We start from the raw sequence: 18,564 nt of genomic DNA on the forward strand, positions 1-18,564 counted from the left end.
TTGGTGATCAATGCTTTCGTTGAGTTGCCTGCGTCGCCACAACCGAACGAGCACCCCTCGTCGGGTGCCGATCAGAAAGCTGACCAGGAACCCGGTACCGGCAGCGAGGACGATCATGGCACCCGATGGCAAACGCGGCAGCATCGCGCTGGCGGCCGAACCGACGAACGCACCGACCATCCCGAGCACCGAGGCGATGACCATCATCACGATCAGACGGTCGGTCCAAAACCTCGCTGATGCGGCGGGAATCACCAACAACGCAATCACGAGAACGAGACCTACCGCCTGCAAACCAACGATCGTGACGATTACCACGATGCTCATTAAAATCGCGTCGAGCAAAACGACCGGATAACCGCGTGCTCCCGCGAACGCCTCGTCAAAGCACAGCAGTTTGAATTCTTTTAACAACGCGATGCACAGGAGAACGCAGACCGTTGACGTCACCGCGATCAACTTGGCATCGCCCGCGGTCATGGTCGCGGTTTTTCCGTAGATGAACGATTCCAACCCGGCAGCGTTGCCGCGGTCCATTTGCGTGACAATCCCGAGCAACGCGACACCGAGCCCAAAGAAGACACTGAGGATGATCCCCAACGCGGCGTCTTCCTTGATCCTCGTCATTCGCCGGATCAGCAGGATGCTGACAATCCCAAACAGTCCCGACATGGTCGCGCCGAGCAACAGGATCGGCAGTGACTTCCCGTCGGCGCCCAATGCTGTGGCGATTAGGAACGCCCCCGCGATGCCGGGCAGCGCCGCGTGAGCCAACGCGTCGCCCACGAGCGCACGACGCCTCAGCAGCGTCAGGCAACCGACCAGACCTGCGGCGAAACCGAGAATCGCGGTACCGAATATGACCACTCGCGTGTTGTGATCTTGCAGACTCAGCACACGCCAAAGGTGCTCGCTCAAATCCCACGCTCCCGTCGTCGCATCGCTTCGGTTGCTTCATCCAACAACGTCAGGCGTCCGCCGTAGGTCTTTTGCAAGTTCTCGTTCGTGAACACATCTTCGGTGCGTCCCGACGCAACGACCCGCATGTTCAATAACACGACATGATCGAAATAGTCCGGAACACTTTGCAGATCATGATGGATGACGATGGCGGTCTTGCCGTCCGCTTGCATTTGTTTGAGAAGTTCGACGATCGCAGCTTCGGTCGCCGCATCGACCGCCGCGAGCGGTTCATCCATCAAATACAAATCGGCGTCCTGTACCAATGCTCTGGCGAGAAACGTCCGCTGTTGTTGACCGCCGGAAAGCTGGCTGATTTGGCGATGGGCAAGGTCGGCGACCCCGACCCGTGCGAGTGCTTCCTTGGCGGCTTCGCGGTGTTTCTTGCGGATCGGCAAACACCAACCGACACGGCGATACAACCCCATCGTGACGACATCGAGCGCGTCGACGGGGAAATCCCAATCGACGCTCTCGCGCTGGGGTACGTAACCAACCCTGTGCAATGATTGGTGGTACGGTTTTCCGAAAACCTCGACTCGTCCAGACGCCTTCGGGATCAGGTCCATGATCGCCTTGAGTAGCGTGCTCTTGCCCGCACCGTTGGGACCCACGATTCCGACGAGTTTGCCCTGAGGGATGTCGAACTCAACATCCCAAATCACGGGTTTGCGATGATAGGCAACGGTTAGATCGTCTACAGATAATGCGATCGGGTCCATTCGGGGCAAACTAGCGTGACGAGTTCAATCGAAGAAAACGATAGGTTTCTCAAGAGAAAACTACCGACATGCGTACTTAGTATAGGCTAAACGAAAGAAGATGTTTATTTCCCTCGCCCGAATAAGGAGGCGATGCGTCAGGATGACGCTAGGAAGTTTTTTCAAATGACGGCGCGGATGTCGCCAAAGTTCGGTGGCCTGAATTCTGGCGTATCCAGCCACCGGGATCTCACACGTCAAATTTTAGATTGAACCGAAACCAATCTGAAAACTCATCAGCCGATCGGCGTTAGCCGCGGTTTCCCGAGGACAACAGGTGCTACGCCTCCCGGGCAAACTAGTTGTCGAGGCATTTGAATAGGTTCCGTCGGAAACCAACGGTCGGAATTCGATCGGTACACCCGTGGAGCGGAGCCGTCTCCGTGAGCAGTCCGCCGCGAATTTTGCGTGAAGTTGCATGGAGGCCAAACCGGCCTCGCGGTGCGTCAAAGCTAAATTTTACGGTAGCGAAACTCACTAAGAGTTTCGGGAGGGCTCGTGAATCACCGAAAGTCTTGGCGACTTTCGCTACGGCTTTGAGCTCTAGGTCTTGGTCGTGACGCATCGCGAGTTCGAATCTGGATTCGAATCGACCGACGGGTTCTCTCCCCCATGCGATGTTTTGCTTTTGCGATAACGCCGCCGCTAAGAGTGATAGGGAGAACGAAGACTACGGATTCACGTTGGTTGCGTGTTGGCCGTTTTCGATCTTCTCTCGCAGTTCTTTGCAGCCGTCCGATGGGTTGCTGCACATCGAACAACGCGAAACGCCGTCGGGATCAGTTCTCGCGTTCAGGCCGCCGCAGGAACCGCTGATGCTTTTGCGACCGAAGATCACGCCGACCGCCATTGCGATCAAGACGGCTCCGAATCCGATCGCGGTGAGGATCAGAATCGGCATCATTCTCTCGCCGAATCCGCCTTGGCCGGCCGCGTCGGTTTGAGCCGCCATCATTTGTTCCGCCACGCTCGCGAGTGCGCCGGTTCCGATCACGTTCATGTTGTTCCCTTGGTTCGATGTGTGTTCGACTCCGCCGTCGTTTGCTGCGTCACCGCGTCGGCTCATCAGCAGCGTATCGAGATTATGTTTCTTTGCCAAATCAAATGCCGCGTCAGGCCCCAGCACATTGAGCGCGGTCGCCCACGCGTCCGCGGCCATGCACGTCGGCGCGATGACGGTTACCGACGCCATGTCGTGCCGGACCGGGCGGCGTGTTACCGGATCAATCGTGTGCGAAAACCGTTCCCCGGCGACCTCGAAATAGTTCCGGTAGTCGCCCGATGTCGCCATCGCGTTGTCTTTCATCGGATGAGCGACCGCGACCTGGTTCGCCACCGCATCAGGACGTTGGATGCCGACCATCCAAGGTGTCGTTCCACGATCGGTCACCTTGGCACCCGCGACACGAACCTCACCGCCGATTTCAACGAAGACGTTCTTCGCACCGCGAGAGAGCAACATCTCAACGACTCGGTCGACGCCGTGTCCCTTGGCGATTGCGGAAAGGTCGACACGCAGTTCGGGGATCGATTTCTTTAGTGCCGGTGGATCGATTCGAGCCTCGAGGTGTTGTTGGCCGATTTGACGGCCGAGGTCTTCGAGTTCCTCGTCGCTGGGGATGTCGCGATTGCGTTTGCCCGGACCGAAACTCCATCGATCGACGAGAGGACCGACCGTCACATCGAACCTGTCTTGCGAGGCTTCACCAACTTCGAGTGCGAACTGAACCACCTCGGCGGTCTCGGGGCTGACTTCGAACCAATCCGTTGAGGTGGATTCATTGAACCGGCTCAACTCGCTCGATTTCAGATACGTTGACATCTGATCGTTGACGCGGCGCAGCTCCGCATCGATGGCGAACGAGGTTTCCTCCGCCCACTTGTCTACGGAATCTTCGGCCGAGTCATTCTTCGCCGGAGGATCGGAGACCTTGACCGTATATGTCGTCCCCATCGTTGCACCACGGAAGGCGAGCATCCGTGGTGACAATCCGGTGCCGGGGTTGTCGCCGGCGTCGGGCGTGTCACCGGGGCCGGCGGCAGCGAGTACCGGCGTCGCGACGGCCAACGCGACGGGCAACGCGACGGGCAAACTGCTCAGCGCGACGACGGTGATAAGAAAAAACGCGACGGGGGAGAAACCACGTCGCGTCATGCGAGTTCGCTTTGTCATGGGTGATTTCGATCAGCCGCCGAAGTCATCGTATGCGATATTCTCAGGTTCGACGCCGAGGTCATCGAGCATCTTGAACACAGCCGCGTTCATCATCGGAGGACCACAGATGTAGTACTCGATGTCTTCCGGTGCCGGGTGTGTGCTGAGGTAGTTGTCGAGCAACACTTGGTGGATGAATCCGACGTAGCCGTCCCAGTTATCTTCCGGTGCGGGCTCGGAAAGCGCGATGTTGAATTTGAAGTTCGGGAAGTCCTTTTCGATGTCGCGGAAGTGATCGACGTAGAATAATTCGCGAGCACTTCGTCCGCCGTACCAGTAGCTGACTTTGCGGTCGGTCTTTTGGCGTTTGAACAATTCAAAGATGTGACTTCGCAGAGGAGCCATCCCGGCACCGCCACCGATGTAAACCATTTCGGCTTGGCTGTCTTTGATGAAGAACTCACCGTAAGGACCGCTGATCGTGGCCTTGTCGCCCGGCTTGAGCGAGAAGATCCAACTGCTCATCTTCCCTGGAGGAGTTCCTTCGGGAGCACGTGGCGGCGGCGATGCGACACGGACGTTAAGCATGATGATGCCCTTTTCGCCCGGGTAGTTTGCCATCGAGTATGCCCGCACGACAGGCTCGTCAACCTTCGAAACGTAACGCCAGATCTTGTACTGATCCCAATCGGGATGGAAACGCTCTTCGATGTCGAAGTCTTTGTAGTGAATCTCGTGTGGTGGGCATTCGATCTGGATGTAACCACCGGCACGGAAGTCGACTTCTTCGCCTTCGGGCAGTTCGAGGACGAACTCTTTAATGAACGTTGCAACATTGTTGTTGCTGCGAACGGTGCATTCCCACTTCTTGGTATCGAAGGCTTCTGGTGGAACCTCGACCTTCATGTCTTGTTTGACAGCGACCTGGCAACTGAGGCGTTCACCTTCGGCGGCTTCTTTCTTCGTGATGTGTCCTTCCTCGGTCGGCAACAGTTCACCACCGCCTTCTTGGACCTTCACCCGGCACTGGGCACAGGTACCACCGCCGCCACAGGCACTCGATACGAAGATGCCGGCATCGGCGAGAGCACCGAGGAGTTTCCCGCCGGCGGGAACCGAGATCTCTTTTTGATCATTGATCAGGATTTTGACCGCACCGGAAGAAACGAGTTGTTTCTTAGCCGCGAGAATCAGCAAGACGAGCGCCAAAACGATGAGTGTGAACATCGCGACGCCGACGGCAACGATCGCACTCGGAGCGGCACCGATCAAAAGGGTAGACGTTAACATCAGGAAAGACTCACTGCCATGAATGGTTGGCGGGCATGAATGGTGTGGCGGGCGGTTCAGCCGGCCAATGGGTTGTTTCGATTGAGGGGGTGCCGCCTCGGGCGGCGGTGCCACACTCGCTCGAGCAAGCGTGGCGACGAAAGCGTGCTCGCGACGAGCACCACCGTCTCTACAGTTGGATACCGCTGAACGACATGAACGCGAGCGACATCAGTCCAACCGTAATGAACGTGATTCCCAAACCGCGAAGTGGCGGAGGAACGTCCGAATATTTCAGTTTTTCACGGATTCCGGCGAGTGCCATGATCGCGAGAGCCCAGCCGACGCCGCATCCGAATCCGTACGTCACCGATTCGGGGAACGAGTAGTTGCGTTCTTGCATGAACAGCGATGCACCGAGGATCGCACAGTTCACCGTGATCAACGGCAAGAAAATACCGAGAGCGTTGTAGAGCGACGGCAGGAACTTATCCAAGAACATCTCGAGGATTTGAACCAACGCCGCGATCACGCCGATGAAGCTGATGAAGCCGAGGAAGGTCAAGTCAACCTCGCTGAAGTTGATCGTCGATTCGGGGATGAACCCGTTGGCCCAGGTCAGGGCACCCTTCTTGAGCAACAGCGAGTAGATCAACTGGTTCGCGGGAACCGTGATGGTTTCGATCACGACCACGGCGATGCCGAGACCGATCGCAACCTTCACGTTCTTACTGACTGCCAGGAACGTGCACATTCCGAGAAAGAAGGCCAGTGCCAAGTTCTCGACGAAGACGGCCTGCAGGAAAATGCTGAGGTGAGTTTCAAATGTAGCCATGGTTCTCTCAGGCCTCTTCGATTTGTTCAGGTTTGTTGAGTCGGATCACCCAAATCATGATTCCGATGATGAAGAACGCACTCGGTGGCAAGAGCATCAAGCCGTTGGGAGCGTACCAACCGCCGTTACGGTCGAGTTCCATCAGCGTGATGCCGAACAGCGAACCGCTGCCGAAGAGTTCACGGAAGAATGCGACCACGACTAGCACGAATCCGTAACCGAGTCCGTTGCCGATTCCGTCGAGGAAACTGATCCCGGCGGAGTTCTTCATGGCGAAGCCTTCGGCACGTCCCATCACGATACAGTTCGTGATGATTAGTCCGACGAACACCGATAGTTGTTTGCTGATGTCGAACAAGAAGGCTTTGAGGAATTGGTCGACAACAATCACGAGCGACGCGATCACGGTCATCTGCACGATGATCCGGATGCTGCTCGGGATATAGGACCGGATGGCACTCACGGCGAGGTTACTGCATGCCGTCACCGACACCACGGCGAGTGCCATGACGAGCGATGTTTCCATCTTGGTCGTCACCGCGAGAGCCGAGCAGATACCGAGGATCTGCAGAGCGATCGGGTTGTTGTTGACAATCGGGTCGACGAGCACGTCGACTGGTTTTTGAGACATAGTTAAGCTCCAACCTTCATCGTCGAGGTAGTGGGCAGTTTGTCATTCGGCAGGGTGTCAGTCAGCAGTGTGTCACTTAGCCGTGTTTCGTTTGACCGTGTATCGTTTCGTGCCGCATCCGTCAGCAACGGGGCGCGGCGGACGGCTTCTGCGGAAAGGTCATTCGTTGGACGCGATACCGAGGCGGTGTCGGCTTCGGCGGATTCTTGTTGCATCTTTTCAGCGAGTTTCTTCAGGAACGGGCCGTAACCCTGTTCGCTCGCCCAGTACTGAACCAGGGCGGTGACACCGCGGCTCGTGATGGTTGCTCCGGAGAGGCCGTCGACGCTGTACGGGTCGGCGTCAGGTGCCGGGCCTTTGAAGACCTGTGCGGCGGGTTCGCCATTCTCGTCGTACAGTTTCAGTCCGTTCCACTGTGCTTTCCACGCCGGGTTGTCGACTTCACCGCCGAGTCCAGGCGTTTCTTTGTGTTGGTAGAACGTGATCCCTTGGATCGTCTCGAGGTCGCTCTTGAGTGCGAGGTAACCGTAGAGAGTTCCCCACAGTCCTTTGCCGTAGATTGGCAAAACGACTTGGCGGATCGGGCCTTCGCCGTTTTTGCGGACGAAGTAAACCTTCATCGTTTTCGGACGACGGTCTTCGCCGGGGTCGTACGGATCGGGAACGATCTCGGTCGACAAGGTTGGGTCCGTTGCCGATTCGACCAAGTCGAATTTGGTCGGATCCATTTCGTTGTTTTCCTCGCCGGTGTCGAGGTCAACCATTTGTTCGCTAACCCAAGTGTAGAGGTTATCGATTTCATTCTTGGACAACTCCGATGCGGGTTTACCGAACTCGTCGGTCGGCAAGCCCGCGGCGTCGAGGATGTTCTTTTGTTGGTCAAGAACTTCGTTGGCGATCTGGTACGGTCGCAGCGCCACGGCGGCGGCACTCACCGCGAGTGAGCAGACGACACACAACAGCGCCGCGATCAGGATCGTTCCTGGAACCGAATCTTTAGCTGGCATAGCGGGCGACCCTCCGGCGGACGTTGGATTGGACGACGAAATAATCAATCAATGGAGCGAACACGTTGCCGAACAAAATCGCCAACATGATCCCTTCGGGAAATGCGGGGTTAATGACTCGGATCAGGACGGTCATGAAACCGATCAGGATGCCGTAGATCCATTTTCCTTTCTGGGTCATCGAGGCACTGACCGGGTCGGTTGCCATGAAGACGAGACCAAAGGCGAGTCCGCCGATGACGAGGTGCCAGTAAAACGGAACTTCGAACATCGCGTTGGTTTCACTGCCGACGAAATTGAGCAGCAGGCTGGTGCCGATAACGCCGAGGACAACGCCCGACATGATCCGCCAGGATCCGATGCCGGTCGCGATCAAGATCAACGCACCGACGAAGCAGAGCAACGCACTGGTTTCGCCGACGCATCCTTGGATGGTTCCGAGGAAGGCACTCATCCAACTGATTTCGCCGGTTTCGCCCCAAACGTATTGGACTTGGCTGAGCGACTCGATCGCTCCCTTTTCAACAACCGCCATTTGGCCGAGTGCGGTCGCACCACTGAACCCGTCGACGGCTGTCCAAACTTTGTCGCCGCTGATGTCACCGGCGTATGAGAAATACAGGAACGCGCGAGAGGTCAGTGCGACGTTGAGGAAGTTACGTCCCGTCCCGCCGAACACTTCCTTCGCCACGATCACACCGAACGCGATCCCCACGGCAACCTGCCACAGAGGAATCGACGCCGGGAGGGTCAACGGAAACAGCAACCCGGTCACCAGGAAGCCTTCGTTGATCTCGTGGCCTCGCAGCACCGAGAAGACCATCTCAACGTGTCCACCGACAAACATGCAAACGACGTATATCGGTATGAAGAAAATCGCCCCGTACACAAAGTTGTCGAGGAAATTCCCCGGGTCGTGTCCGAGACCGATCGCGGTGTGAACCGTATTGTGCCAGTCGTACTCGATCGGCACGTCGGCTTCGGTCATTTGCACGATCGCGGTGTTGGCTTGATAACCCGTGTTCCACATGCCGAACAGGGTGACCGGGATCAACGCAACGACGACCATGATCATCATGCGTTTGAGGTCGATGCCGTCGCGAACGTGTGTCCGACCCTCGGTGGTTTCACCGGGAGTGAACAGGAACGTGTCGGTCGCTTCGTAGATGGGGTAGGCTTTCTCTAAGATCCCCCCCTTTGCGAATAAGGGGTGAACGCGGTCGAAAGCGTCACGCAGTGGTTTCATATTGATTTAGCCTTCACGTTCGATCGTGGTCAAATTTTGTCGCAATAGCGAACCGTATTCATACTTGCCTGGGCACACAAACGTGCACAACGCGAGATCTTCTTCTTCGAGTTCCAACGCACCGAGTGCCTGGGCGGAGTCGGTGTCGCGGACGATCAACGCTCGCAACAACTGGGTCGCCAAGATGTCCAGTGGCATCACCTTCTCGTAAGTGCCCAGCGGCACCATGGCTCGTTCGCTGCCGCCGGTCGACGACGTGAATGCGAACTTCTGAGACGGGTTGATCGCCGATGCGAAAACGCGAGTGACCGAGAATTTGTCAAACCCGGGTTTTTGCCAACCCAGGAATTCACGGTGGTCACCTTCCTCGATTACCGACACCTGTCGGTGATAGCGACCGAGGTAGTTGTGTGGGGCCGTGGCGGTGTGACCGTCGAGCACCGAGCCCGAAATCGGACGCAGTTTGCACTCGGTGTCGACCGCACCTTCGAGCAGTTCGTCGATGCAGGCGCCGAGCCGGGTTTCGATCAACCGTGGTTGGTTGACCTTCGGTCCCGCCAATGAGATGACGCGTCGCGGATCGAGCTTTCCGGTTTGGAACAACGACCCGATCGCGATGACGTCCTGGTAACCGATGTGCCAGACCGTTTTGGTTGGTCCGACCGGATCGAGGAAATGAATGTGTGTGCCCGGAAGTCCTGCAGGGTGAGGTCCGGCGAACTCGGCGAACGTGACGCCCGCGACTTCTTCGCCGGGCACCGAAGCTCCGTCGGCTTTGCAGACGTAAACGTTGCCGGCACCGAGTTGGGTGAGTGCTTGAAGGCCGAGGACGAATTGGTCTTTCCGTTCGCTCACCACGACCGACGGGTCGGCGGCCAAGGGGTTGGTGTCGATCGCGGTGACGAAGATCGAACTCGGAGTCGAATCGATCGTCGGCACCTTCCCGTACGGACGAGTGCGGAGCGATGTCCACAGGCCGCTTTCGACGAGCACCGATCGAACGGCTTCACCACCGATCGCGACGGGGTCTTTCTCGCGGGCGTTTGCGAATTCGATCGCGTCGTCACCATCGACGTTAATCGTGATCGCTTCGAACTTCCGCTTCTTGCCGCGGATGACTTCGCCGACGGTTCCCGATGCGGGCGATGTATAGATAACGCCGGGGGTCTTCTTGTCTTCGAAGAGTGGCTGGCCGAGCGAAACGCGGTCGCCCGCGGCAACCAACATGGTAGGCTTCATGCCGACGTAATCGTCGCCCAACAAAGCTACCGTGCGAACCAAGGGACCGGCTTCGACTCGCTGCTCGGGACAACCGAGGATGGGAAGATCAAGGCCTTGTTTAACGACCGTGCGGTGTTGAGTAGCGGGCATGAACGCGAACACTTTGTGAAAAATGTAACAAAGTCAGGTTTGGGGAAAGCTCACCGAAGTGAGCTTTGTGCGACACTATTACACAGCAGGCCAAATTTGACAACGGCATATAAGAAGGCGCAGGAAAGTGATTTTGTGTTCATCGACGCGAGGTTGTCTTGCGTAAATCACGTCTTTTTTTACGCGTGCCGACAACGCTCGGTGACCGTTTCGAACAATGCCAGCAAAGATAAATTTCCGGTGTGGTTTTCTCGCTCGGCAACCTATCCCAACTGACCGTTATAAATTCCGCAAGCCAACCGTTTGAGTCGCGATAAATCGGTTCGCTCGCCTAGCGATGCGACGCCGATCGATTCGCATCACGCGACGGGGCGAGCAAGCCCGCGATCAGTTTCGCGGCACGCTCGGCGGCGACCTCGGCGGCGACTCGAGTATCCGGTTCGGCGGGCGGCGATACCGTTTGTCCGTCGGCCATCGCGAGTAGTTCGTCAATCGCGCCAGCAAGATAGCGGTCGTGTCGCAGGTAGACGCCAAAGCCCAACCGTTCGACTCGCGCGGCGTTGTCGAATTGGTCGAACGCCATCGGGCGGATCAGTTGGGGCGTTCCGGCGTGAATGGCTCGGCTCGTCGTTCCGATCCCGCCGTGATGAATGATGCCGCGGCAATGCGGCAACCATTGCCCCAACGGGATGTAGCCGACACAGCGAATATTGGGATGTGTCACGCCGCCGGGATTCGATGGGCAACACCAAACGACGCTGACACCTGAAGCAGCCGCGATCTCGGCGACGCGTGTGACGAACGACTCGTCGCCGTGATGCGCCGAACCGGTGGTGACCAGCAGCGGTTTGTCTCGCGGAATCGGTTCGGTGAACGCGGGCGGCCTGCGAGCGATCGGTTGGACTGGGATCGACGTGTTGGTCTCGGGGGGCGACACGTCAGACTCACCGTCAGCATCCCCATGACTCTCTCCATCATCGAGAGGAAAACCGACGGATTGCAGGGCCGCGGCATCGCCTCGCGGTTGTGCGTACTGCTGGAAAATTTCCGGTGCGTACCACCGCGGGTACAACGCGAGAATCTGGTCCGGCGAATGCCACCACTCGTTGAGCAGACGACGCACGGGGGTGAGGCCCGCTCTGCGTTTTCTCTCTTCGTTGATTGCTGGTGCGAGCGCGGGATCGAGAAACGCGATGTCGGCGAGATAATACGTCAGTCGGTTCAGCCGCGGCCAACCCTCGGGCAATACCGCCCGTGTCCAACCTCGGTCCGGCAACAGGCGCGGTGGCGACTCGGGGCATCGCATCATCGCCGGTGCCAAATGCACGCTCGACAACCGGCACTCGGGAGTGACGTCGCGAAACACGCGGGCGGCGAAGTCCAGCGGGTGGGCAACGACGGCGGTCGAGCCGGGAACAAAAAGTCGATCGAGCAAACTCAGGTGCGGCTGGAAAAACTTCTCGGCGACCTCGGTCAACACGCGACGCGCCCCTGTCCATGGCCGCCAAAAATGCGTTTGTGAGACCACGCGATCGAACGTTTCGCGATCGATCACCACGTTCGCGATCAGTCCCGCGTTCTCGACGATTTCGGCGTACGGTTCGGCGACACTGACGTGGCATTCGAAACCCATCCGGGTCAGTTCGCGACCGATTGCGACGATCGGATTGACGTCGCCACGCGAACCCGGTGCCGACAGGATGGCTCGGCGGTGAACGCCCGGCTCGCCGCGTGCGGCACTCACGTGCGGTCGATGTCGTATTCGCTGATTTTGCGGTACGCGGTCGCTCGGCTGATCCCCAGCAACTTCGCCGCTTCGGGAACCCCGCCGCTGGTCCGGTTGAGTGCTTTTTCGATCAGCCTTCGTTCCCAAACGTCGATCCGCAGCGTGTCAATGTTTGACAACCCGGCGTCGCGCAGCCCGAGGTCTTCGGCGACGATCTCCGGTTCATCGGCCATCACGACGGCGCTGTCGATCACGTTCCGCAGTTGACGTACGTTTCCCGGCCACGCGTAGGTCAGCAGGCGTTCGCGGGCGTCATCGGACAGCGCGAGTTGTGGCCGGCCGTGTTGTTTGAGGAAGTGCGCGAGAAAGTGGTCAACCAACGTATTAATGTCCTCGCCACGATCACGCAGTGGAGGCACCGGCAATTCAAAAACGCTCAACCGGTAGTAGAGGTCTTCGCGGAAGCGACCGTCGCGAACGAAATCCGTCAGGTCGCGGTTGGTCGCCGCGATCACCCGCACATCGACGTTGACCTGTTTGCTCGCCCCGACGGGCAGGAACGGATGGCCTTCAAGGATCCGCAACAGTTTGGCTTGGCCTTCGAGGCTCATTTCGCCGATCTCGTCGAGGAACAACGTGCCCTGGTCGGCTTGTTCGAACAAACCCGTGTGATCGCTGTCGGCACCGGTGAATGATCCCTTCTTGTGGCCAAACAGTTGGCTTTCGAGCAGGTCGCGAGGGATCGCGGCGCAGTTCACCGTCAGCATCGGGCGATCGTTGCGATTGCTGGCGCGGTGTACCGCACGGGCGACGAGTTCCTTCCCCGAGCCGCTTTCGCCGCGGATCAAAACCGATCCGTTGGCCCGTCCGACACGAGCGATTCGTTCTTTCAGCTTCCGCATCACTTTGCTGTCGCCGACCAACTCACCTTGGTCCGCGTTGCGATCCGCGATGCGTTGGTTTTCGACACGCAGGTTTTCGGTAACGGTCGACTGCGTCAGGCCCATCGCGAGCAACCCCGCGGCGCCGACCGCGAGATCGACGATCGAATCAGAGAATGTGTGTCCCTTTTGATGGAAAATCAACACGCCGAGCGATTTGTCTTCTTCGATGATCGGCACGATCAGGCAATGAGTCGCCATGCCGCCGCTCTCGACGGTGCCGGGGTGTTCGCTGATGAACACCTCGCCTCCCTTGGCGACGCGTTTGAGTTGGGCCCGGTCGAACTTCAGCGGTGTGCTTTTTTGCGGGTACTGCCGGCGGACTTTCCAACGTCCGTCACCGCCGTCGACCGCCAACGCGATCAGCTCCACGCCGGTCCGATCGAGCAGCAATTCCAGCGTCGTGTCGATCACCTCGCTCGGCTTCTGGCCGTTGAGCAGCGAGAGGCTCAGTTGATACAGGTCGAGCAAATGTTGCGGTTGGGCGACGAGTTCACCGGCCTCGCGAACCACGTCCGACTCACGAGCCTTCCAGTGATCGATGTCGTGATAGAGCGTCTGCGAGAGTGCCTCGGCGCCGGCCGGATCGTCGTCGGTGCTGACCAATTGCAAAGAGGTCTTGCCGATCACGATTTTGGTTTGGTCGACCAATCGAGCGTCGTCGACACGTTGACCGTTGACGAGCGTACCGTTGCGACTATTCGTGTCACGCAAATGCCAGGAGTGGTCTTCGTAATAAACCACCGCGTGGAACCGGCTGCTGTTGGGGTCAGACAACATAATGTCGCACCCGATCGCGCGGCCGATGTGCATCGGGCGTTCGGGGTCGAGCGGATACTGGATCCCTTTTTCTTGACCGGTTTGGACGGCGAGGTAGGCGGCCATCAGCGTCCTTTCTTGTCGGTCGGGGTAGCAAGCATTTTTGCGAGCTGTTTGAGTGCAATCGGAAACGCCGAGGCGTCGCGGCCGTGTTCTTCCCACCAACGCGCGAGCACGTCGGCGGTTTCGGGGACACCGCGGTCCAAAGCGATTTCACTCGATGACGTAGCGAGCGATGACTGCATGAAGGTTTCCTCGGATTGCCACCAGAGGTCGAGTGTTTGTTCAATCGGCAGCGAATCACCGGAAAGCAGCCCCGCCTCGGCCGCTTGGTGCAACACGACCGGAATGCTGCCGAGAGCCCACGGCAACTCCGTTCCCGGTTTGCTGTCGCCGCCGGACGTGCCATCGCCTGCACCGGTCCCATGCGATACGTCGGCGGAGGGCACCGGGTTCGCGTTTGTCGGTTTCCCGGTGTTGGTCGGGTTCGGCGAGATCGGTTTGCCCGAGATCGGCTTGGCTGATTTGCTTTTCAGAACTCCGCCCACCCCCAGCACCGCGGTCGTCCCAGACGCGCCCGTTAGGTGCGTTCGGGTGTGACCGTCCACGGCGATTTGCGTGAGCTGATAGACCAACCGCAACCACTCCGGAACGTTCGGCGAGATGTCCGTCAGGACCGCTTCGATCCACACGCAGGCTTGGTAGCTGCTGCGCCCGGCGGCGCCACTGTGCAGCGGCGTGACCGCGTGGACGGTGACGCGTTTGGGCCACCAATTGGCCGGCGGCGAACCGCTCCAAATTTGTTTGCCGATCGAACGAACGATGCCCGGCCCGTACGCCTCGTAGGCTTGTTTGAGAGGTGCGTAACGCAGACGCAGTTGATCGGCGAACCGTGGGGAGTCCGTCATGAGCAATCGCCGGCAATTATCGATTGAACGATGAATCGCTGCGGCGGTCTGATCCGACTGCAACTGCGAGTGGCCCGAACGCAGCAACGCGACCTCACATAGTTGCGGCGTGATGGCCGTGTCATTTCCCGCCGAAATCAGTTCGTCGCTGAGGTGATCCCAAAACTCGCGTTCGGACACCGACGCGGAAATCAGTCGTTCGCTGACCCGCTCGGAATCACTGATGAATTGCGACATCGCACCGGTGTCTTTGAGCGCAAACCCGCCCAAAGACTTTTTCACACCCGCGTTGGTTTTCGGACCGTGAAAGTGCGGCGCCGCACAGGTCTGAACGGCCCGCACGAGGCTCAGTGATGTGGATGCGATCCAGTGCAGTTTCAAAGGTCGTCTCGCAAGTGTTCTTGAATCCATTGCTCGAGTTCCTCGAAATCGACCGAGGGCAATTGACTCAAGTCGGGACGAAGTTTGACGGCCTCGCGGATATAGATGTGATGGATTTCCGATTGGCTGCGATCGGTGTTCCAGTGCAACAGGATGCGGATGCAGCGAGGCAGCGATCGCTCGACGGACACTTCGTAACTGCACAACAGCGGCACTTCGAGCAACCCGAGTTGCCGGGCCGCGAGGGCGGGGAATTCGCTCTGCAGATCCTTGGTCACGGTAAAGATCGCGCTGGCCAGGTCAGCGGTTTGGATGTCGTTGCGACGAATCATCAGTGCGAGCAATTGCGTCGTCGCCTTCAAAATCTCGTCTCGATCATCGGTGTCGACTGTTGTCGCACCTCGAACACCCCGGCAAACCGTCATCGTTAATGCAAGCCTTCAAGAATCAACGCAGAAGCATGGCTGGACGCCCCAATTCCGGCCCGTCACCAACCGTCCGCTCGCAACGACGTGCGTTTGGGCTGGTTCCGCCACCTCGAATCGACCTAAGACGAGATGGAACAAGACAGAGGTGAAAAGAGATGAATCAATTTTTGGCCCCGTCAGTGGTGCTCCGGTGGAGACGCCATGGTCGGCGAAAAGACCGACATCGCCAGAATAGCGGCAATCTCAAATTGCGACTAGCGGTGTTTTCTCATTTTGCGACGAGCATTTCTCGCCCCACGCGGATCTCGCCAACGACCCTGCCGCCTTGTTGGGCCACGTAGGTCTGCCTCTCCGAGGCGGGCAAGACACGATCGAACTCGCTATCCAATCAAAACATCTCGCGACATCCCCAAACCGACCCCTGCTCTCGGTCTTGGAAAGACCGAGCTACGTGGGCAACCCAATCAGCCAATCGGCATTCGCCGCGGTTCTCTGCCCGGCAACCGATACCAACGCACATCGACCAATCCATGCCCGTCGATTTTGCATCGCCCCCGTAGGCCGGACCAAGCGCAGCGCCGTTCCGGCATCCCACAATCGTTGCAGTCCACGCTCCCCCCGCCCGGCCACACCCGAGTCGCCTAAAGGCTTCACTCCAACGGGTGTATCCTCAGCCGAGCCCGTTATTGCTCGGTCGACTCGTCTTCGGGCAACGCGAGGCTGTCTTCGGAATCAGGTTCGTAGGAAACGCTGCTCTGCTCCCAATCTTGCTCCTCATCAGGATGGCCGACTCCTTGGTTGGGGCCTACCTGTTCGGCGATCATCGCCTGGTAAGCTTCGCTCGTGTACGTTTCCTCCAGGCGAGCCTCTTCGGCAGCGATCAGCTCGCGATACTTCTCGATTTCGGACTCTTCCACGCCTTCGAGAATGTTGTGATTCTTCAGTTTCTCGGCGGGTTCCGGCGGCACAATCACATCATCCAGGCCACAACCGCCGACCAACGCCAATCCCAAACAACCAACCGTCAAAAACCATGCCCCATGGGTCACTCGTGTCACAATCAATATCCGTTTATCGAAAAGAAGAATAGAAAAGAGCCGCCGATTCCCTCACCCCGTCATGTCATAGACGAGCGAGCGGTGCGGTAAGTTGACGCGCAAAATGAAAAAATGAATTCGTTTTTTCGCTCCGGCGTCCGGCGACCTGCGTGGTTATTGCCCAAACAGGCCAGTGGCATGATGCCAAACGAGCCAGCGGCATGAATCCAAACGAGCTAGCGGCATGAATATCGTGCCTTGCCGGTTTTGGCTTCCGTTGCGGGCAATGCTTCCCAAGCCCCGCGGTCACGCCGGATGCCCATTGCACCAAGAATCGCACCGCACCCATAGTCGTACCGCACCCATAATCGGTTCCAAAATTTGTCAGCCGGTCGGACTTTGCCACGGTCGATACGCAACACCCAGGGCAAACACCCGTTGGCTGATCCATTCACAACGCGTTTCGGATCGGTTCTAAACACAAAGTCGAACAAGTCGATCATTGCGCTCGCACACCGTCGATCAAGGGGGCGGATCCCCCTCAACCCAGCATTCTACCCCCTGATTGCCCATAAGGGTAATCTTGGTGCAAAATGATCCCCTCATTGAACTTTCCCGCTCGATAACATCCTCACCAGGAGCCCTACCATGCCTCGTCCCGTCACGCTCTTTACCGGTCAATGGGCAGATTTGCCGATCACGGAGATGGCCGAAATGACCGCGGGGTTCGGTTACGACGGCATCGAACTGGCTTGCTGGGGCGATCACTTCGAAGTCGACCGGGCGCTCGCCGAAGATGACTACTGCGAAAAACATCACGCGTTGTTGGCCAAACACAACCTGCAGTGCCGTGCGATCAGCGCTCACTTGGTCGGCCAAGCCGTGCTGGACAACATCGACGAGCGTCACCAGGCCATCCTGCCCGAATACGTTTGGGGCGACGGCGACCCAGCGGGCGTCAACGAACGTGCGGCCGAGGAACTCGCCAACACCGCCCGGGCGGCCCAGAAGTTTGGCGTCGACGTGGTCAACGGTTTCACCGGCAGCAGCATTTGGCACCTGCTGTATTCGTTCCCACCGGTCCCACAGAAAATGCTCGACGCCGGCTTTGAGTTACTCGCCGAGCGATTCAACCCGATCCTGGACGTCTTCGGTCAGTGCGGGGTTCGCTTCGCTCTCGAAGTCCACCCGACCGAGATCGCGTTCGACATCTACACCGCACAGAAAGCACTCGAGGCACTCGACCACCGCCCCGAGTTCGGTTTCAACTTTGACCCGAGCCACTTGATCTGGCAGGGCATCGATCCGGTGGAATTCATCCGTGCGTTCCCCGACCGGATTTACCACGTGCATATCAAAGACGCGATCGTGACGCTCGACGGCAAGTCAGGAATCAACTGCAGCCATTTGAACTTCGGCGACCCGCGTCGCGGTTGGGATTTCCGCAGCCCCGGTCGAGGCGGCGTGAACTTCGAAGAAATCATCCGCGCCCTCAACGTGATCGACTACCAAGGTCCGCTGTCGATCGAGTGGGAAGATTCGGGAATGGAACGCACCTTCGGCGCACGCGAAGCCTGCGAGTTCACCAAGAAGCTCGACTTCTCGCCGTCCAACGTTGCCTTCGACGCGGCGTTCGACGAAGCCTCATGATCGAGATCACCGTCAACGGGAAACCCACGCAAGTCGATCGCCCGATGCCGATCGCTGAACTGATCCAGAACGTGGAGGTCCCCAAGAACTACCTCGCCGTGGAAGTCAACGAGGACGTGATTCCTCGGGAACAACACGGCGAGTACGTCGTCAAAGAAGGCGACCGTGTCGAAGTCGTGACCTTGGTCGGCGGCGGGTGAGATGCCAACCGACGCCTGCACTCGGTCTTGGAAAGACCGAGCTACGTGGGCGACCCAATCAGCCAATCGGCGTTAGCCGCGGTTCTCTACCGGGCAAGCGATGCGAACGCACGCTGGCTAATTCATGCCCGTCAATTTCGCATCGCCCGCGTAGGCCGGACCAAGCGAAGCGACGTTCCGGCATCCACACAATCGTTGGATTCCACGCTTTCGCCGCCAACTCTAAAAACAGCCAACCG

18 protein-coding genes are annotated in these 18,564 nt (G+C 58.4%); 2 read left to right on the forward strand and 16 right to left on the reverse strand.

Features of this window, described 5'->3' with window-relative positions; translation table 11 throughout:
- The 15 genes from RSSM_RS26065 to RSSM_RS26140 form a co-directional block, all read right to left on the reverse strand.
- On the reverse strand, positions 1-918 hold a 918-nt coding region (locus tag RSSM_RS26065; RefSeq protein WP_008686814.1), incomplete at its 3' end, for a metal ABC transporter permease.
- Complete coding sequence (locus tag RSSM_RS26070) at positions 915-1,682, reverse strand: metal ABC transporter ATP-binding protein (protein ID WP_008686816.1); 768 nt, start codon at positions 1,680-1,682, stop codon at positions 915-917. The genes RSSM_RS26070 and RSSM_RS26065, both read right to left, overlap by 4 nt.
- 709 nt (positions 1,683-2,391) lie before the next feature.
- Positions 2,392-3,894, reverse strand: coding sequence for an FAD:protein FMN transferase (locus RSSM_RS26080; protein WP_173403182.1), 1,503 nt, complete (start codon positions 3,892-3,894; stop codon positions 2,392-2,394).
- 12 nt (positions 3,895-3,906) lie between these two features.
- Entirely contained in the window at positions 3,907-5,166 is a 1,260-nt protein-coding gene (nqrF, locus tag RSSM_RS26085) for an NADH:ubiquinone reductase (Na(+)-transporting) subunit F (RefSeq protein WP_008686821.1), read from the reverse strand.
- Between the two features lie 169 nt (positions 5,167-5,335).
- Complete coding sequence (gene nqrE / locus RSSM_RS26090; RefSeq protein ID WP_008686823.1) at positions 5,336-5,980, reverse strand: NADH:ubiquinone reductase (Na(+)-transporting) subunit E; 645 nt, start codon at positions 5,978-5,980, stop codon at positions 5,336-5,338.
- Positions 5,981-5,987: 7 nt separating this feature from the next.
- The gene (locus RSSM_RS26095) at positions 5,988-6,611 is read right to left on the reverse strand and encodes an NADH:ubiquinone reductase (Na(+)-transporting) subunit D (protein WP_008686825.1); all 624 of its coding nucleotides are present in this window, start codon (positions 6,609-6,611) and stop codon (positions 5,988-5,990) included.
- 2 nt (positions 6,612-6,613) lie between these two features.
- Positions 6,614-7,618, reverse strand: a complete 1,005-nt coding sequence (locus RSSM_RS26100) for a Na(+)-translocating NADH-quinone reductase subunit C (protein ID WP_008686827.1) — start codon at positions 7,616-7,618, stop codon at positions 6,614-6,616.
- Positions 7,608-8,864 carry an NADH:ubiquinone reductase (Na(+)-transporting) subunit B gene (locus RSSM_RS26105; RefSeq protein WP_008686829.1) on the reverse strand — a complete coding sequence of 419 codons (1,257 nt, stop codon included), beginning with the start codon at positions 8,862-8,864 and terminating at the stop codon, positions 7,608-7,610. Before RSSM_RS26105 ends, RSSM_RS26100 begins: the two co-directional genes overlap by 11 nt.
- A 6-nt stretch (positions 8,865-8,870) precedes the next feature.
- Positions 8,871-10,235, reverse strand: a complete 1,365-nt coding sequence (locus RSSM_RS26110; protein ID WP_173403183.1) for a Na(+)-translocating NADH-quinone reductase subunit A — start codon at positions 10,233-10,235, stop codon at positions 8,871-8,873.
- Between the two features lie 331 nt (positions 10,236-10,566).
- Positions 10,567-11,979 (reverse strand): nucleotide disphospho-sugar-binding domain-containing protein, encoded by a 1,413-nt coding sequence (locus RSSM_RS26115; RefSeq protein WP_008686835.1) that lies wholly within the window; start codon positions 11,977-11,979, stop codon positions 10,567-10,569.
- On the reverse strand, positions 11,976-13,787 hold the full coding sequence (locus RSSM_RS26120) for a sigma-54-dependent Fis family transcriptional regulator (protein ID WP_008686837.1): 1,812 nt from the start codon (positions 13,785-13,787) through the stop codon (positions 11,976-11,978). The genes RSSM_RS26115 and RSSM_RS26120 overlap by 4 nt, the downstream gene beginning before the upstream one ends.
- A complete protein-coding gene (locus tag RSSM_RS26125) occupies positions 13,787-15,040 on the reverse strand; it encodes a hypothetical protein (RefSeq protein WP_236621400.1) in 1,254 nt (417 codons plus the stop codon). The genes RSSM_RS26120 and RSSM_RS26125 overlap by 1 nt, the downstream gene beginning before the upstream one ends.
- Positions 15,007-15,435, reverse strand: coding sequence for a chorismate mutase (gene aroH / locus RSSM_RS26130; protein WP_008686841.1), 429 nt, complete (start codon positions 15,433-15,435; stop codon positions 15,007-15,009). Before aroH ends, RSSM_RS26125 begins: the two co-directional genes overlap by 34 nt.
- 686 nt (positions 15,436-16,121) lie before the next feature.
- Entirely contained in the window at positions 16,122-16,496 is a 375-nt protein-coding gene (locus RSSM_RS26135; protein WP_144060130.1) for a hypothetical protein, read from the reverse strand.
- 215 nt (positions 16,497-16,711) lie between these two features.
- A complete protein-coding gene (locus RSSM_RS26140) occupies positions 16,712-16,978 on the reverse strand; it encodes a hypothetical protein (RefSeq protein ID WP_008686845.1) in 267 nt (88 codons plus the stop codon).
- Between the two features lie 145 nt (positions 16,979-17,123).
- Here RSSM_RS26140 and RSSM_RS26145 point away from each other — a divergent pair, with 145 nt between their 5' ends.
- Positions 17,124-18,125: a sugar phosphate isomerase/epimerase family protein gene (locus tag RSSM_RS26145; RefSeq protein ID WP_008686848.1), complete on the forward strand. Its 1,002-nt coding sequence runs from the start codon at positions 17,124-17,126 to the stop codon at positions 18,123-18,125.
- Positions 18,122-18,325 carry a sulfur carrier protein ThiS gene (gene thiS, locus RSSM_RS26150; protein WP_008686850.1) on the forward strand — a complete coding sequence of 68 codons (204 nt, stop codon included), beginning with the start codon at positions 18,122-18,124 and terminating at the stop codon, positions 18,323-18,325. Before RSSM_RS26145 ends, thiS begins: the two co-directional genes overlap by 4 nt.
- 58 nt (positions 18,326-18,383) lie before the next feature.
- On the opposite strand, the gene RSSM_RS35010 is transcribed toward thiS, so the two are convergent.
- Positions 18,384-18,564 (reverse strand): hypothetical protein (locus RSSM_RS35010; RefSeq protein WP_236621401.1); only part of this gene is annotated, 181 nt, incomplete at its 5' end.

This window comes from Aporhodopirellula sallentina SM41, assembly GCF_000346505.1.
In the GTDB taxonomy this organism is placed as follows: Bacteria; Planctomycetota; Planctomycetia; order Pirellulales; family Pirellulaceae; genus Rhodopirellula; species Rhodopirellula sallentina.

Coding starts and splice junctions, on each gene's coding strand:
- RSSM_RS26070 (WP_008686816.1), bottom strand. CDS start 1,682: ATGGACCCGATCGCATTATCTGTAGACGATCTAACCGTTGCCTATCAT.
- RSSM_RS26080 (WP_173403182.1), bottom strand. CDS start 3,894: ATGACAAAGCGAACTCGCATGACGCGACGTGGTTTCTCCCCCGTCGCG.
- nqrF (WP_008686821.1), bottom strand. CDS start 5,166: ATGTTAACGTCTACCCTTTTGATCGGTGCCGCTCCGAGTGCGATCGTT.
- nqrE (WP_008686823.1), bottom strand. CDS start 5,980: ATGGCTACATTTGAAACTCACCTCAGCATTTTCCTGCAGGCCGTCTTC.
- RSSM_RS26095 (WP_008686825.1), bottom strand. CDS start 6,611: ATGTCTCAAAAACCAGTCGACGTGCTCGTCGACCCGATTGTCAACAAC.
- RSSM_RS26100 (WP_008686827.1), bottom strand. CDS start 7,618: ATGCCAGCTAAAGATTCGGTTCCAGGAACGATCCTGATCGCGGCGCTG.
- RSSM_RS26105 (WP_008686829.1), bottom strand. CDS start 8,864: ATGAAACCACTGCGTGACGCTTTCGACCGCGTTCACCCCTTATTCGCA.
- RSSM_RS26110 (WP_173403183.1), bottom strand. CDS start 10,235: ATGCCCGCTACTCAACACCGCACGGTCGTTAAACAAGGCCTTGATCTT.
- RSSM_RS26120 (WP_008686837.1), bottom strand. CDS start 13,787: ATGGCCGCCTACCTCGCCGTCCAAACCGGTCAAGAAAAAGGGATCCAG.
- RSSM_RS26125 (WP_236621400.1), bottom strand. CDS start 15,040: ATGGATTCAAGAACACTTGCGAGACGACCTTTGAAACTGCACTGGATC.
- aroH (WP_008686841.1), bottom strand. CDS start 15,435: ATGACGGTTTGCCGGGGTGTTCGAGGTGCGACAACAGTCGACACCGAT.
- RSSM_RS26140 (WP_008686845.1), bottom strand. CDS start 16,978: ATGATCGACTTGTTCGACTTTGTGTTTAGAACCGATCCGAAACGCGTT.
- RSSM_RS26145 (WP_008686848.1), top strand. CDS start 17,124: ATGCCTCGTCCCGTCACGCTCTTTACCGGTCAATGGGCAGATTTGCCG.
- thiS (WP_008686850.1), top strand. CDS start 18,122: ATGATCGAGATCACCGTCAACGGGAAACCCACGCAAGTCGATCGCCCG.